Source organism: Verrucomicrobiota bacterium, from assembly GCA_016871495.1.
In the GTDB taxonomy this organism is placed as follows: Bacteria; Verrucomicrobiota; Verrucomicrobiia; order Limisphaerales; family VHDF01; genus VHDF01.
On the sequence record VHDF01000055.1, the window covers coordinates 14,391 to 30,465 of the forward strand.

At 61.0% G+C, this 16,075-nt stretch carries 13 protein-coding genes; 5 read left to right on the forward strand and 8 right to left on the reverse strand.

Annotated elements, in window-relative coordinates; genetic code table 11:
* Positions 1 to 498 precede the first annotated feature (498 nt).
* From FJ404_12660 to FJ404_12670, 3 genes are all read right to left on the reverse strand, one after another.
* Entirely contained in the window at positions 499 to 1,125 is a 627-nt protein-coding gene (locus FJ404_12660; GenBank protein ID MBM3823716.1) for an alpha/beta hydrolase, read from the reverse strand.
* Between the two features lie 93 nt (positions 1,126 to 1,218).
* Entirely contained in the window at positions 1,219 to 1,404 is a 186-nt protein-coding gene (locus FJ404_12665) for a hypothetical protein (protein MBM3823717.1), read from the reverse strand.
* A 33-nt stretch (positions 1,405 to 1,437) separates the two neighbouring features.
* Positions 1,438 to 2,292 carry an alpha/beta hydrolase gene (locus FJ404_12670; protein MBM3823718.1) on the reverse strand — a complete coding sequence of 285 codons (855 nt, stop codon included), beginning with the start codon at positions 2,290 to 2,292 and terminating at the stop codon, positions 1,438 to 1,440.
* Positions 2,293 to 2,872: 580 nt separating this feature from the next.
* On the opposite strand from FJ404_12670, the gene FJ404_12675 reads away from it, so the two are divergent.
* Together FJ404_12675 and FJ404_12680 are read left to right on the forward strand one after the other, a co-directional pair.
* A complete protein-coding gene (locus FJ404_12675) occupies positions 2,873 to 3,799 on the forward strand; it encodes a carbon-nitrogen hydrolase family protein (GenBank protein MBM3823719.1) in 927 nt (308 codons plus the stop codon).
* 14 nt (positions 3,800 to 3,813) lie between these two features.
* Positions 3,814 to 4,962, forward strand: a complete 1,149-nt coding sequence (locus tag FJ404_12680; GenBank protein MBM3823720.1) for a hypothetical protein — start codon at positions 3,814 to 3,816, stop codon at positions 4,960 to 4,962.
* 116 nt (positions 4,963 to 5,078) lie between these two features.
* On the opposite strand, the gene FJ404_12685 is transcribed toward FJ404_12680, so the two are convergent.
* From FJ404_12685 to FJ404_12695, 3 genes are all read right to left on the reverse strand, one after another.
* Positions 5,079 to 6,827: a TolC family protein gene (locus FJ404_12685; protein ID MBM3823721.1), complete on the reverse strand. Its 1,749-nt coding sequence runs from the start codon at positions 6,825 to 6,827 to the stop codon at positions 5,079 to 5,081.
* A gap of 242 nt (positions 6,828 to 7,069) precedes the next feature.
* Entirely contained in the window at positions 7,070 to 7,885 is an 816-nt protein-coding gene (locus tag FJ404_12690) for a heme-dependent peroxidase (GenBank protein MBM3823722.1), read from the reverse strand.
* Between the two features lie 47 nt (positions 7,886 to 7,932).
* Positions 7,933 to 8,307, reverse strand: coding sequence for a hypothetical protein (locus FJ404_12695; protein ID MBM3823723.1), 375 nt, complete (start codon positions 8,305 to 8,307; stop codon positions 7,933 to 7,935).
* Positions 8,308 to 8,605: 298 nt separating this feature from the next.
* Here FJ404_12695 and FJ404_12700 point away from each other — a divergent pair, with 298 nt between their 5' ends.
* From FJ404_12700 to FJ404_12710, 3 genes are all read left to right on the forward strand, one after another.
* A complete protein-coding gene (locus tag FJ404_12700; protein ID MBM3823724.1) occupies positions 8,606 to 9,409 on the forward strand; it encodes a sugar phosphate isomerase/epimerase in 804 nt (267 codons plus the stop codon).
* Between the two features lie 181 nt (positions 9,410 to 9,590).
* On the forward strand, positions 9,591 to 10,499 hold the full coding sequence (locus FJ404_12705) for an exo-alpha-sialidase (GenBank protein ID MBM3823725.1): 909 nt from the start codon (positions 9,591 to 9,593) through the stop codon (positions 10,497 to 10,499).
* Between the two features lie 477 nt (positions 10,500 to 10,976).
* Positions 10,977 to 12,056, forward strand: a complete 1,080-nt coding sequence (locus tag FJ404_12710) for a type II secretion system protein (GenBank protein ID MBM3823726.1) — start codon at positions 10,977 to 10,979, stop codon at positions 12,054 to 12,056.
* A gap of 86 nt (positions 12,057 to 12,142) precedes the next feature.
* Here FJ404_12710 and FJ404_12715 read toward each other — a convergent pair whose 3' ends face one another.
* A complete protein-coding gene (locus tag FJ404_12715; GenBank protein MBM3823727.1) occupies positions 12,143 to 13,609 on the reverse strand; it encodes a DUF1501 domain-containing protein in 1,467 nt (488 codons plus the stop codon).
* A 9-nt stretch (positions 13,610 to 13,618) separates the two neighbouring features.
* Positions 13,619 to 16,075, reverse strand: a 2,457-nt coding sequence (locus FJ404_12720; protein MBM3823728.1) for a DUF1553 domain-containing protein, incomplete at its 5' end; no start/stop codon positions are given.

The following is a 16,075-nucleotide window of genomic DNA, read 5'->3' on the forward strand; positions in this document are numbered from 1 at the left end:
GGAATTACCGCGCTGCGACCCCTCCCGGGGTCGACGACGCTGTCGTACCCAGGATCCGAGGCATGGACAATCGCGACAACATGCATGCCATCCGCACGGTGCAGAAATTGGTGGCCGATGCCGATCCGCGGGTGGACTACATCCCGACATCGCACGGCGCGGCGGAGAGGCCGGTTTGCACGATCACTACGGAACCCTGGGCCAGCTCGAACATGGGGTGAACTATGCCGAGGCCTATTTTGCGCACGTTGGGGAAATCGACGGCAGTCGATCGCCCGCTCACAGCCTGGCCGAAGGCCCGGAGCAGCCCCGTGAAACTCTTCATCCTCGCAGGCCATCGCAACCTGGAGCTATCCTTCACCGCTTTGAAGCGGAGGAGCACGCCGCACCCATGATCCACCGGCCCGACGGCCGGAGGTGGGTGGGCAGCCGGCGGATTCACTCCGTTTGCGGACCAAGCATGTTCTGGTTCTTCAGCCAGGCGACGCAGCGATCCGTTCAGGTCGAACAGGGCAGGCTGCTTTTGCGAACCCCGAAGCCGTGGCCGCCCTGCGCATAGACATGCATCTCCGTTGGCACTTTCGCCCGCTTCAAAGCGAGGTACAACACCACGCTGTTCTCCGCTCCGGCCACCGCATCGTCGCTTGCATGCACCAGGAGGATCGGTGGCGTGTCCTTCGGAATTCGAACATAGGGCGCGAGAACATCCTTGTTGATCTCCTGACCCGCAGGCCGCTGTTCGATGAAATAACCGGGATAAACGGCGATCGCGAAGTCGGGCCGGCAACTGATCTGATCCATTTCGTCGATCGGCTCGTAGGCGCGCTGGTCGAAGTGCGTCGCCGTAGCCACAGCCAGATGCCCGCCCGCCGAGAATCCAACCATGCCGATCCGTTTCGGATCGATCGCCCATTCCGCGGCCCGACTCCTCACCAGACTAACCGCCCGTTGCGCGTCCAGCAAAGGTCCCGGAGCCGGCAGCGGCTCCGGCTGGCCCGGACGGCGCGGCACACGATACTTGAGCACAAACGCCGTGACTCCAACCGTGTTCAGCCAGGCGGCCACCTCCTCGCCTTCCAGATCCCAGGCCAAGTTCCAGTATCCTCCCCCCGGACAGATGATCATGGCCGCCCCGGTGCTCCGGTCTTTGGCCGGTCGGAACACCGTGATCGTCGGCTTGGTCACCCCGGTGATCCACTTGGCATCCTGGGTGGGAGCTTAGGAAGGCGAACGAACGCGCTCGGGACCGATCTTGCCGTAATCCCCCGGAACCGCTCCCGGCCACACTGGCAACACGAGGGGCTCCCCTGCCCCGTTAACCGGACTGACCAAGAGGAGCCCGACGGCAAGGCCAGACCAACAGGCGGTCCGGATCGGCGAGAGCAGCACTTCGATGGGTTTCATGGAAATTGAGACATGATCGAGTCCCGGTGGATCTCACCGCTTCAGCATTTCCGCCACAAACTCGAATAGCGCCCTCGAGGGCGCATCTTCCGGCAGACCGAGGTTTTCGTTGATGCGACTGTGCGTGGTGTCCCTGGCTCCGAAGAGTTTGCTGGAAATCCCAGCGTCCTTCAGCACAGCGTCGAGGCGTTGCGCTTGCGCCGTCGTGTCGGGATGCTCGGCCACGTGGAGAATCAAGAACGGCGGAATATTCCTGCCCTTGGTCACGTGCGTCACCGCGGAGTAATCCCGGTGCTTCGCCGGATCGTTGCCGAACTTCACGCGGTGTCCGACCTTCGCTTGCGGCAGGCCATGCACCCGGCGTCGCGTCTCGGCAGTCTCGATGATCGCCGGCACATCGAAAGTGTCGCCATCCACCGGCACGCAACCCTTGATCCTCGTGAAGGGCACCCCTTCGGCTTTCAGATAACGCTCATCAATGCAAATCAGTGCCGCGAGTTGTGCGCCGGCCGAGTGGCCCATGACGAAGATACGCGTCGGATCCCCACCGTACCGGGCGATGTTGCCATGGACCCAGCCAAGGGACTTGGCCACATCGCGGAAGATGGTCGCCATCTCGACTTCAGCCAAGAGCCGGTATCCCGTGGAAACAAACACAAACCCCTTGTCCACGAACGCCTGCGGCTTGAGTTGGATGGCGGTCCGGTCGCCGCTCTCCCAACCTCCACCATGAATCCAAAAGACGACCGGCAAGTGCTTCGCGCCCTCCGGCGCATAGATGTCCACTCTCTGCCGCGAGTTCGCCGGCGTGGCGTAGGGAACGTCGCGCGTTGAGACAAGCCTGGAGTGGGCGGGCGCCGGGGTCTGGGCTTGTGCTGGATTGATCATCGTCACCAGCAGGATGGAGAAGAGCAAATTGAACTGATTCATGATGCGCGATGAATGGGAGTGTAAAGGCAATGCGAAGACCCCTGGATCCGCCATCGGCAAGAGAGGACTTGCTTCAGCCGTGGAGTGCATGCCTCAACAACGTATGACTCGTGCCAACGGGCGGCAAGCTTCCACTCAAGACAGCCTGCGCGGCCGGTGCTTCCGAAAGTCCTCGGGGCGGGCCCAGAAGCGGGACTCTTCAATATTGTCCTGCGGACGGATGGAGAATTACTTTCTGTCCTGGAGCTCCACACGGACGGTCGATAATCCTGATTCTCATCGAAGCAACCGAAAGCCTGTTTTCATCCGTATGATCGGTATGATTCGAGTGATTCGTGGGCAAATGACTCCCGTATCCGCGGATTTGGGCAAATACCTACTCGCCCCCTCCGCCATGGTCGTCGAGGCGGGGGCTGAGTCCTCTCTGCCGACTCTCGAAAAGGAAGCTCTCCGTTGACCCACCTCGCGCTTATCATCAGTTGAAGAATACAGGGCTGGCTGCGTTACGACGACTCAGCTACCGCCAACTCCGGGATGCATGGTCGATCAAAGCATTCCCAATTCTCCGATTGTCGCGCCAGGCTCATTGGCCCATGATGCGACTCTCATGGAAACCCGAAGACGCCTTGGCCAACTGGCAATCCTGTGGCTCACCTTCCAGGCCGCGGCGCTTCACGCGGCCGATTCCACCAACACCGTCAGAATCGCCGCCGCGCAGGCGGCACGGCGCGTCATCGACTTTCGTCTCCCGCCTGAAAGGGCACTGGCCGAGGTGGACAAGAACCTCGACGAACTTGAACGGATCATCCATCGCGCCGGCGAGGCGAAGTGTGACGCGCTGGTCCTCCCCGAAGACACCCCCGGCTTGCTGAACTGGGTCGGATCGAACGAGACGGAGGCGAAGGCATTACTGCCGAAGGCGGTGGACCGGGTGATTCAACGCCTTGGAACCGCCGCCGCCCGCCACAGCATGTATCTGGTCGTGTGCAGCGACTTTACGGAAAGCGATGGAGGCATTTACAACACCGCCTTTCTGCTGGGTCGCGACGGCAAAGAGTTGGGGCGCTATCACAAAGTGTGTCCAACGTGGGGAGAGGCGGGCGCGCGCCGGCGGGGAAATTCGTTCCCAGTATTTCCGACGAAGGACCTGGGCACGGCCTCGATGCTGATCTGTTACGACCTCGTGGTTCCGGAAACCGCACGCTGCGTCGCTTTGGCCGGGGCCGACATCATCTTCTTCCCGACCATGGGCGGCGCGGCCATTGGCAGCGATGACATCGGAGTGCAGGCGTTGCGGGTGCGAGCGGCGGAGAATTTCATCTGGCTGGTCGTCGCGCAACGCGGCAGCGGGGCCATGATCATTTCGCCCCAGGGCAAAATTGTCGCCACGGCCGAGGGCCCGGACAGTCTGGCCATCGCGGATATCGAGGTCCGGGGGGGCAGCGCACGGGCGGCGACGCGCTGAACTGGCAGCGCGACATGCGCGCCCGGCTGTTCCGCGAGCGGAACCCGGATGCCTTTCGCATCCTGACCGAGGCCAGCCCACCTGTGCTCGCCAAAGTGCCGATCGAGATCACACAACAGGAAGCCGGACGCATCATGGCACGCGCGCTGACGGTGGGCGAAGAAGAGTTCAAGCAAGCCAGCAGTCTTGCCGGGAGCGGCAAGGTTCATGAGGCGATTTCGGCCTTTCAGCGCCTGCGCCAGGAGTATCCCGCGACGTGGATCGATCGCCGGTCGGAGGAGCGGTTGGCCAAGCTTCAGCCTGCCTCGCCGAGGCCGGACCCATCCACGCCCGGCCTTGCCTCGAAGTATGTGGGCGATGCCGGCATCGAGCATGACCCCGACGTGTTGTTCGCCGACAATTTTGAATCGGGCGCCATGACAAAATGGGACCAGCAACGCGGACGCGTCGTCATGACCGAAACCCGGCCAAACGCAGGCCGTTGGTGCGTCCACATGCCCATGGAGCGAGGCAAGAATCATGGCGGCGACGCCATTAAGTGGTTCATGCCCGGCGCGGACGCAGTCTACGCGCGCCTCTACGTGAAATTCTCGCCCGATTACCAATACAACCATCACTTCGTCTGGCTCGGAGCCAATCAGCGCACGAACAAATGGTCCGCCTTCGGCAAGGCCGGTCTCAAGCCCAATGGCACGTACTACTCGACCGGCATGGAACCCTGGTTCGCCTGGGGGAAGAATCCGCCGCCGGGCGAAGTGAATCTCTACTCCTACTACCTAGACATGGAGCCGGACCGGAAGATGGACAAATACTGGGGCAACAACTTCTTCCCGCCCGGACCGGGCAAGGGCCAGGCCGCCGGTGAAGCGCGCTTCATTCCGAAACTGAACGAATGGCAGTGCTGGGAATTCATGATTCAGGCGAACACGGCGCCGGACAAAGCCGATGGCAAGCAGGCCATGTGGGTGGATGGAAAGTTGATCGGCGAATTCACCGGGCTCCGCTGGCGCCATGACCTGGATTTAAAGGTGAATTGCTTCTGGCTCGAACATTACAGCTACGACGAGGGCGACCCCACCAAGCAGTACTGGAAAGACAGCCAGTCCGTCTGGTTCGATGACGTAGTCGTGGCCAGCCGCTACATCGGTCCGATGAAGAAATGAGTGATCCTAAAAACGGCAGTGGCCCTTCAAGAATCTTCGCAGGTCCTGCCAACAAGGCATTCCGAATCACTCACCAGATCCATAAAGGATATTCCTCGTTCTTCGTTCTATCCTTCTCATTCAGGTCGCGAAGGCGCGGAAGGCGGCGAAGGTTTCCGGCGCAACTGCTCGATCCACTGGCGCTGCGGCAACGAAGCGGGGCTCGCATCGCCTCGATAATCGCCCCGCTCCACCTCGCGGGCGTAACGTTCCAGCGAGGACTGACTCCACATTTCCCCCCGCATGGCCTGCTCGGTCCGGGTGTGCAACTCTGTCTTCGTCAAATCCAATGAACGCGTCTGCAAGATCGAGCCGCTGACCAGCTCCAGGTCCAACATCCCTTTCCGGTGCTGCACCATGCTGTCGAGCACAGCCAACTTGGCCTCGAACAGCTTCTCCTCGACTTCCAACACGGACCGCGTGTCCACACGGCCCATTTGCAATCGCTCCCGCTGATCTTTCAGCAGCCTCTCGTGGAAATCCACGGCCGCGCCGTAATTCGTGATATTCTCGGCTTGCAACTTCACCCTCAACAACGCCGTTTCCAGCGCCGAGGTGATCTGGGACTCCACCTCGCGGATGGCCAGCAATGCCTTCTTCTGATTGAGACGGGCCGCTTCAACCTCGCTCTTCTCGCGCAGGCCGCCGAGCAAGGGAATCCGCAACTCCATCCCGACCGACCACGCCGGAAAGCCCTTCTCGGTCACGGTGTCCCAGGCGCCACCCGCGGTGGAATCGAGTCCGTTGAGCCCGTAACTCGCCTTTAAATCCAACTGCGGCAATCTCTGGTTTTTGGCATAAGCCAGCCGCACCTTCTCCTGCTGCGCCTGTTTGCGTCGCGCAATGTAATCCGGATTCAAATCGAAGGCCTGTTGATAGCTCTCGTAATAAGTCAAGGGCTGCAAGATCGGTTCAGGACGGTCCGAGGCCAGAATCACCACGTTCGTTTCCACACTGGGCTCCGAGATCAAAATGGCCAACTGACCCGAGGCTTGCACCCGGCGCACGCGCGCTTCCTTGTGGCGCGCCTCGCGCAACCGCACGCCCGCCTCCGCCTTCAACACCTCGATCTCCGAGGATTGCCCAAGTTGCGCCCGATGCTTGTTGTCTTCCAGGATGGCTGACGCCACGCCAATGGATTCCGCCGTCAGGCGCTCCTGTTCCTGGGTCAAATACAAATCCCAATACGCGGACTCCGTTCGTCCCACCACCGTCATGAATTGACGGCGGTATTCCTGAAACGCGAGGTCGGAGATCAACGCGGCCAGCCGGATGCGGGATCCGGTGGCCACCGGGCCAAAGTTTTTCAACAACGGCTGGCTGACGCTGGCGCCGACGAAAGCCTCGTACTCACGCCCCAGGGTGCGCAGAGATTGCAGGTTGTTGCGCAAATCGCGCAGGGTCGCTCCCGTATTGAGTTTCGCTCCGGTGGGGATGAGAAATTCGATGCCCGCGTTGTAAGTGCTGTTGCGCTCCGAAAAACTGGGAATCGAGAGCAGGCTGCTCTGCTGTTGGGCATTGTTCTGGCGCCGGCTGTCCAAGTGATCGACCGACGTCACGAAGCGCGGCTCATACACCGAACGTTCCGCCGCTTCGCCTTTCCGGCTCACTTCGGCTTCGATCTGCTTGATCTGGATGCTTTCATTCCGAACCAGCATCCGATCCACGACCTGTTTCAAGGTCATCGTGTTCGTCACCGCGGGCGCGATCGAGGCGACTCCTGGGGAAGCCATCGAAAGCCCCCACGCGATCCCCGCGCAAAACCATGGCCGAGTCTCACGAACCCAGCGATTCCACCTCGAACATTTCATGACTGTTCCTTCCATGACCGCGGTACGACTTGATAACACATCCGTCCGAAGCCTAAGCCAACGCTCAGGCTGATTTCAACGCGGTTGTCCTAGGAACCATGCAAAAACTAATTCCGATTTTCCCGCGCCGGGATTTTGACCTGGAGCAAGACGCACTGAGGGAGTGTGCCCTGGCCATGGGCCTGTGACCGAAGTGCAACGACGCTCCAGGTCAAAAGAACAAGCGAGAAAACCGGAAGTCATTGTTGCACGGTTCCTTAAAGTCCCAAGTGAACCCACAAATCGCCGGGATCCAGGCGCAAATTCACGTAGAAAGGCCCGAATTCGCCGTAGCGCGCGCTCACTTCGTCAAAGCGCATCTCATAAACGATCTCCTTGAGCGCATCGGTCTGATGCGCCACCAGGGTAACGCCCCATTCCCAATCGTCGATGCCCGTCGAACCCGTGATCAACTGGGTGATGCGGCCGGAGAACTTGCGCCCGACCCGGGCATGCCCGGCCATGAGTTTCTTGCGGGCCGCAAAATCCAACGCATACCAGTTGTCCCCGCCCTGGCGGCGCTTGTTCATGGGGTAAAAAGCCATCACCTCCCAGTCCGGCAGCTCCGGATACAACCGATAATGCTCGTACTCCGCCTGGCGCGCCCGCATCTCCGCCATCCGTTTTTCAAAGGCCTCGCCTCCCGGTTCCAACTTCTCCGCGTGGACCAGCGTGTTCTTCATGTCCTCTTCCGTGGTCACGTACTCAGGAAGCTCCGTCACGCTGAGATAGCTGTAGACGGGCGCCAGGGTGCCCACCGGAAACGCAGCCTCGAACGCGCGGTGAATCTCCCCCACCCCGGCCAACTCGGACGCGTAGGCGATAAAGGCAAGATCCGCTTTCCCTCCCACGTTTGCGTAGGTGCAGATCCTTGGATGCGAAGCGGCGGCGTATCGTGCCCTCACCGCTTGGAGACAGGCCAGCGCCTCACCGCGAGCGGACTCGGACAACGCGGACCACCGCAACCGGTCGATCCGGTAAAACTGGTGCATGACGTGAATGCCACGGGAAAGTTTGACGATGGGAATGGACATAGGATCAGGGAGAACTTGCCTTTGGGCACTGGAGCGGAAAAAGCAGCTTAGGGAACTTCGAGCGCCTGCTCCAGCAATTGCGGGAGTTGCGCCATCACCCCGCTGGCACTTGCCACCAGCGTCGCGCCCGCGTCACGAGCCGAGGCATGAAGCGTGGAGGTCTTGGTGTCGGCAAAGGCGATGACGGGAATATGAGCGGTGTCCTTGTTCTTGCGCAGGGCCGCGATCTGGGCACAGACGTCGCACTTTTCCGAGCGCAGATCGGCCAGCACCACAATGGGACGCGCAGTCGCTGCTTCCGCCGCCAGTTGCGCCGCGCTGGTCAACGCCTTGACGCGATACCCCAGATCGTGCAACCGGTTCACCAACTGGCTCCCGGGCATGAGGATTTCGTAACAGACGATCGCAAGTGGCTGCGTCATGGCGGGCAGAGCTTGGAATTCGAATATTCAAAAATCAAACCTTTGCTCAAAATCGATTCAACCTAAGCGGAGCAGTTGAGCGTGTCGAAGGTGCGCAAAGGCTTGAGCGAGAAAGCCGCGATGCACGACGAGGCGTATCCGATGAGGTGAGACGTCGAGTTGGGCAGAGCGGCTTTATCGCCAAGACCTTGCGCAGATTCGGCAAGGGCAACTGCTCCGTTTAGGTTCAAACACCGTCTCATCCCGTCGTTGAATTTTCCCATCCGTTCCCTGAGACTCCGTCCCTGTTCTCCCTCCCATGCGCTACGCCCTCAACGCCAGCACGATTCGCCCCACCCCGCTCACCCGGAAAATTGAAATTGCGGCCCGTGCCGGCTATGCCGGCATCGAACTTTGGCACGACGAAATTGAGGCCGCCCTCGCGGTCGGATCCACCCTGTCCGACCTGCGCCGCCAACTCGACGAATCCGGCCTCCGCGTTCCCACCACCATCTACCTCGGCGGATGGTTTGAGGCCACTCCGGCCACCTACCCCGCCGCCCTTGAACATTGCCGCCGACGCATGGAACACGCTGCCACGCTGGGCGCCGAGTTCATCATCGCGAGCCCTCCCCCCGATCGTGCCGACTATCGGCTCGGCGCATCCCGCTACGCCGAACTGCTCTCCCTCGGACGCCAGATCGGAGTCCGCCCTTCCATGGAGTTCCTCGGCTTCGTTGGTCAACTCAACACCATCGAGGAGGCTCTCTCCGTGCTCGACCTTGCCGGTGATCCGCAAGGCACCACCATCCTGGATCCCTTCCACATCTATCGTGGTGGAGGCAGCATGGACTCCATTCTCAAACTTCGCGCCGAACAGATCGCGGTGTCGCATTTCAATGACACTCCTTCCACCCCCTCGCGTGAGAAGCAGCACGACCGCGACCGCGTCATGCCCGGCGAAGGCCACCTCGACCTGCCCCGCTATCTCCGCGGGCTCCGCCAAACCGGCTACCAAGGATGGCTCTCGCTGGAACTCTTCAACGAAGTCCTCTGGCAGCAAGACCCTCTCGAGGTGGCACGCACCGGCCTGGACAAAATGAAGTCCCTCGCTGAAGCCTGATTCCCCTCCCGCCAACCTCCATCGGAACATGAGACATCCTCTCCTCCCCCTCTCTTCCCAGACGCGCGCCGGTCATCTTCAACCAGGGACGCAAAACCGCCTCGTCTCCCACGAATGCGCCGCCGGCATCGCGCTTCTCCTGCTGGGCTTTCTCGCACTGGAACCTCGCGCCGCGGAGATCATCGAAAGCAGACGCATCTGGAATGCCGCCCCGCATAATGCGTTCACGGATCTGGCTCGCTGGAAGGATCGCTGGTGGTGCGTCTTCCGGGAAGGACAAGGCCACGTCTCCCCCGACGGCGCGGTCCAACTGCTTTCCTCTCCAGACGGACAAACCTGGACCTCGGCCCACCGCTTTACTTCAGCGAGAGCCGATCTGCGCGACCCGAAGTTGAACGTGACGCCGTCCGGGGAACTCATGGTGATCGCGGCCGGCGCGGTTCACGGTCCGGCAGGTTCAAACAAACCCGCGGCTCACGAGAACTTCACCTGGTTCTCGACGGATGGACGTTCCTGGAGCCCCCCGCATCCCGTGGGCGAAACCAACGTCTGGCTCTGGCGGGTCACGTGGGGCCGGCATCAAGCCTTAAGCATCGGTTACGACACCCTGCGCGAAGGCTTCATCCGCCTTTACCGCACACTGGACGGCAAGAAGTTCGATCTTCTCGATCCGGCCCTTCTCACCGAACAATACCCCAACGAACACGGCATGGTCTTCCTCAAGGATCAAATGGCCGTCTGCCTGCTTCGCCGGGATGGCAAGCCTGGACAAGGCCTGCTCGGTGTGGCCCGCCCCCCTTATCGAGATTGGAAGTGGAAGGAGGTCGGCGCCAAGATCGGCGGGCCCGCCCTCATTCAGCTCCCCGATGAACGCTTGATCGGCGTGGTTCGGCTCTACGACAACAAGGTTCGAACATCGGTCTGCCAGCTTGACCGCGATACCGGCAAGCTCACCGAGTTGCTCGCCCTGCCGAGTGGGGGTGACACCAGCTACCCCGGATTGGTTTGGCACGAAAACCTGCTGTGGATCAGCTACTACTCCTCTCACGAAGGCAAAACTTCCATCTATCTGGCCAAGGTCAAAATCTGATAAATCTGCCCCCGACTTCTCAAAGGACGATCGCGGCCATGACCAGCAATCACGCGGCTTTGAGCTCACCGAGCCACGCGGCCAGGAAGATGGTGAAGCGTGCTCGAACCGGTGACCTCGTGAGTGAAAAGGGCTGAGCCCGCCTATTTCATGCACGGGACGCTCGGTGAGGACACCGGGCACAAACACAGAGGCAGGCGCGATTGTAGGCCGCGTGCCCTCACGCGGCACACCGTCGCGGATTCAAGCTCAGTATGAATGATCCGAGTTAGGATGCTCTCTCTCCGTGTCTCTATGCCTCCGTGAGAGCCGCCCTCCCGGCGTGAACGAGCAGAATGTGATTCATTGACAGGGCGTTCGCACAACACGGGCAACACACCGTTTTCTCTCTCGCCCCGCGAGGCACGAGTTGAGGTTGCTTCGAATTGACGGAGAGAGGGGAATTCTCAGCCTACCTCCTCGGTCCTCTCCCCGCTCATGCTTCGCAGGGAGAGGAAGAAGTGCTTTGGCGACAGAGATCTCGAATCCTATCCCGAGATCACGCTGCTTTCCATTGCGCTTCGTTGCGAGTTGGGTGCGAGGCCTTTTGCTTTTCCTCGCGCAGAGGCCGCGAAGGACGCAGAGAGAACGTTGTGGGAAAAGTTCTCTGCGGAGAGGGGCGGAGTCTTGATTTGCCCCTGGAGCACTATCAGGCTATTGCCTTTCACGGTTCGGAAAACATGTCAAAGCAGGTATAACACCAATCCTCGTGTGACCCGAACAATCGACAAGCCGGGGCATCATCCGCCTGGATTCACCCTCATCGAATTGCTCGTGGTCATCGCGATCATCGCGGTCCTGTCGTCCATGCTCCTGCCCGCCCTTGGACGCTCGAAGGTCAAGGCACAACAGATCGCTTGTCTGAACAATTACCGGCAACTGCAGTTGTGCTGGCTCATGTACGTGGATGATCATCAGGATCACCTGCCACCCAACGCCACGTCGAGCAGCGGGGGCCGCGAAGGCTGGGTGGCCACGGGCCAAACCTGGATCACCGGCAACGCGTTTACCGACCCCAGCGCGCTCAACATCGAACGCGGGGTGCTGTATCCCTACCATCGCTCAGCCAAAGTTTACAAATGCCCCTCCGATCGCTCCACGGTCCGAGACGAAGGCAGGATCCCGCGCGTGCGCAGTGTGTCCATGAGCAACTACATGAACGACAACCCCGATCCGCAAGACACATCCTGCTGGCATAAGCTTTCGGAAATCCGCCAACCCGGCCCCGCCAAGGCTTGCGTCTTCATCGACGAACATGAGGGCAGCATCGAGAACGCCCGCTTCGTCATCACGCAACCGGGCACTTGGAATTGGGTGGACCATCCAGCGCTGCGCCATGGCAACGCGGGTGTGTTGAGTTTTGCGGACGGCCACGCCGAACTCTGGAAATGGCTCGAAACCACCACCCACTCCGCAGCCCGGGTCGAGGGCTGGGTGCAAGGCATTCGAGGCGTGCGAAACACGGATCGTGATCTGCGCCGCATCCAGGCGACCGTGCCCATGATCCCCATCCGCTAGCCCGGAAACTTCGATACGGGTGAGCCCGCAGGGCGACGACTCGATCTTGATTCGCTCCCGGTCCAACCGCGTGGGGAAGAGGCGGACTAGGTCAGAATGCCTTTGACGAGCTCGCCTTCTCCGGTCGGGCCGATCAGTTTCTGGTTCAATCCCTGATAGCGATAGCTGAATCGGTGCGCGTCGATGCCCAGCAAATGCAGCATCGTGGTTTGCAAATCGCGCACCGTGACTTTGTTCTCCGCCACAAAATAACCGAACTCGTCGGTGTTGCCATACGCCTGGCCAGGCTTGATGCCACCCCCAGCCATCCAGATGCTGAAGCAATGAGGATGATGATCCCGCCCAAGGAAAGTCGATCCGTTGCGAGCTTCGTTCATCGGGGTGCGCCCAAATTCACCGCCCCAGACCACCACCACCTCGTCCAGAAGCCCGCGCTGTTTCAAATCTTTGATCAACGCGGCGCTCGCGCGATCGACGTCCTTGCATTTTCGAGGAAAGGCCTTCATCAGGTCGTCTCCCTCGCCGGTGCCGTGAATGTCCCAGCCCCAATCGAAAAGCTGGACGTATCGCACTCCGCGCTCCACCAATCGCCGCGCCAGCAGGCAATTGTTGGCGAACGATCCCTCCCCGGGCTTGGCGCCGTAGAGATCCAAAACCTCCTTGGGTTCCTTCGCGATATCGAACGTTTCCGGAACGGACGCCTGCATGCGGAACGCCAGCTCGTATTGCTCGATCCGCGTCAGGGTTTCCGGGTCGCCAAACGTTTTCGCCTCGATCTCGTTCAGCGCGCGCAACGCGTCGAGACTGCGCCGGCGCGAATCGCGGCTCATGCCCTTCGGATCGTTGGCATAAAGAATCGGCTCCCCTGTCGTGCGGCACTGCACACCCTGGTAAACACCGGGCAAAAATCCCGAGCTCCAATTGCTCTTTCCTCCGGTGGGATCCGTGCCGCCACTCAATAACACCACAAAGCCGGGCAAATCCTGATTGAACGAACCGAGTCCATAGGTAATCCAGGAACCCAGGCTCGGATTCCCCGCCCGCATATTGCCCGTGTAAAGAAAGAGCTCGGCGGGCGCGTGATTGAATTGATCGGTCCACATGGATCGAATGACACAGAGATCATCCGCCACGCCGGCCATTTCCGGAATGGTCGAGCTGAACCATCCCCCGGACTGGCCGTGCTGGCTGAAATCGTAGGGTGAACCCAACATCCTCGGCACCCCCTTGATGAAGGCAAAGCGCTGATTCTTCAACAGGGAGTCGGGACACGGCTGCATGTGCAGCTTCTTCAACTCACTCTTGTAATCGAACAAGTCGAGTCCAGGAGGCGCGCCGCTCATGTGCAGATAAATCACCGCGCGCGCTTTGGCGGGCGCGGGAGGCCGTCGCGGCGCCATCGGACGCAGTGGATCCGGCTCGATGATTGAGCCCGCCTGCTCTGCGGCCATCAACTGGCTCAAGGCCAGACCGCCCAGACTCACCCCGCCGGACGCGAAAAACTGACGCCTCGACATCGCCCTCGCCCGCTGCCATCGAAAGTTCCAGTCCATGTCATCACCTCAACCTTTGCTCAACACACCGTCCAGATTCAGCAACACATTCGCCACCACCGTCCAGGCCGCGGCCTCCGCGGGATCCCATCCGTCCGGCAACGCCCCGAGCGGCTCGGACGCGAGGCGCCGCGCATCCTCGGCGCGCTCCCGATAATGCGCGCGCTCCGATTCGAACAACCGGACCAGCGCCCGTTCCTGCTCGTTCGTGGGAACCCGCGAAAGAACCAGCGAAAGCCCGAATCGGACACGCGCGCCCGTATCCTTCCCACCTTCCCGAACAATCCTCCGCGCGAGAGCCTGAGCGGACTCGACATAGACGGGGTCATTCAACGTGACGAACGCTTGAAGGGGGGTGTTGGTCGGCAGGCGCCGCAGCGTGCAGGTTTCCCGGCTTGGCGCGTCAAAGGTGGCCATGCTCGGGTAAGGCACCGTGCGCCGCCAAACCGTGTAAAGCCCGCGTCGATAGCGATCGGTCCCCTGGCTGGTGGGATAGGTGCGCTCGCCGTTGAACGCCGCCTTCCACAAGCCATCGGGTTGCGGCGGAAACACGCTTGGACCGCCCACTTTCGAGGCGAGTAGCCCGCTCGCGGCCAAGGCTTGGTCTCGCACCATTTCGGCATCGAGTCGGCGGCGGGGATAGCGCGACAACAAGCGGTTCTTGGGATCACGCGCAAGCGCCTCGGCGGAAATCTGCGAACTCTGCTGATAGGTGGCACTGGTCACGATGAACTTCAGCAACGCTTTCATGTCCCAACCCAATGCCAAATCAGCGGAGGCATTCGAACCGCCTCTTGGCGAACCAAACATCACCGCGAGCCAGTCCAGCAACTCGGGGTGACTGGGCAGTTGCCCTTGGGTGCCAAAGTCCTCCTCCGTTTCCACCAACCCCGCACCGAACAACTGCGCCCAATAACGATTCACCGCCACCCGGGCGGTCAGCGGATTGTCCGGACTAAACAACCAATCCACGACCCCCAGGCGATTCAAGGGCGCGCCCTCCGGCCAGGCTCCAAAGGCGGCGGGAATCCCTGCTTCCACAGTCTCGCCCGGACTCAAGAAACTTCCCTTGTTCAAGAATCGGGTTGACCGCTTTTTCTCCGACGCCAGTTCGCGCATCACGGGAACCGGGATCGATTTCAAGCCGGCGATTTTCTTCTTCAAACCCTGGATCTCTTCATTCACCTCTGCCGTGGACTTGGCGTGTTTGCGAAACCACTCCTTGAGGGGAACCGACCCAAGCCCGCCATTGCGATAGGCGGGACCGTCCGCGAACGACTCCGCAAGGGTGCGGGGCAGGACGCGAAGCGGTGTTTGATCCCGCGTCACCGCGAGTCGAAACCGTCCCAAGGCCTGGCGATCGCCAAAGGAATGCTCAAGCTTGAAGGTCACAGTGCCCGGACCCACCGCGCCAGAAAGTTCGAACACCGCTTGATGCGGGCGCCCCAATTCACCCCCCACCGCCCATCCGGATTTCTGCGCGCTGGAACCGTCGATGGCCTTCTCAACGTGATACTCGGACTGGTGATAATCCGCGCTGGCAGCCACAAATTTGAGCGCTCGCGATCCATCCAAAGCGAACGTTTCCTGGGTCGCGGGCGCGCGGGTCATGACCGTCGAAAAAACCTCGGCGCGCCGCTCGTCCAAGGCGACCAAGCGCGCGCCATCCAACCGGTTGGCGAGGTTGTTGTCCGTCCGGTTCCACACCGTCACTTTCTCGACGGTGACGTTCCGGCCCAAATCCACTTCCCACCAAGGATCCTTTTCCGCACGGGTATGCGTCGTCGACTTCGCGCGGTCGTAATGGCCGTCCGTGTTGCCGTCCACCGCCAACTCCGGCGGACCCGCGTAGTCGGTCGAGGACTGCTTTGTTGCAGCCTTCAACGCAGCGTTGGTCCCTTGGCTCCACACTTGAACTTCGGCGAGGGACAGCATGCGGTTGGCGCCTGGAAGCTCGATCCGGACCGTGCGCGCGATCACGGGCTTGGCTTCATCGGGCGTGAACGACGCGGAAAATTCGTTGAGCACGAAATTGCCCCCGGCATGGCCGGGTCCTTTCTCGGGCAGTTCGTCGTGAGGCAATGCTTCCAACCGCACGCCCGTCACACCGGCGGACGTGAGCCGGGTTTTCACGAAATAAGTCTCCCGCGTGGCCGCCACGTTGGTGGCCAGATTGGAACCGTCGGAGAGTCTGGCCAAGACGGTGCCCTTTTCGGAGGTTAAGGCTGAAGGCTCGATCGTCTCCCATTGTTCTCCCTGCGCCCGCGACGCCACCCAGTTCCGGAATTCGTCCAAAAACCCGGGTGTATCCTGGGCAAGACGAACTTCCCATTTCGCGATTTCACCATGGAATTCCTGCAACCGGCGCTTGGTCTCGGCGTCATACAGGGGCAACGTGGGGCGCTCGTCGGGTTGGTCGTTGTCCTCGGTTTGGTTGAAGAGGGCGTAGAATCGGTAATACTCCTG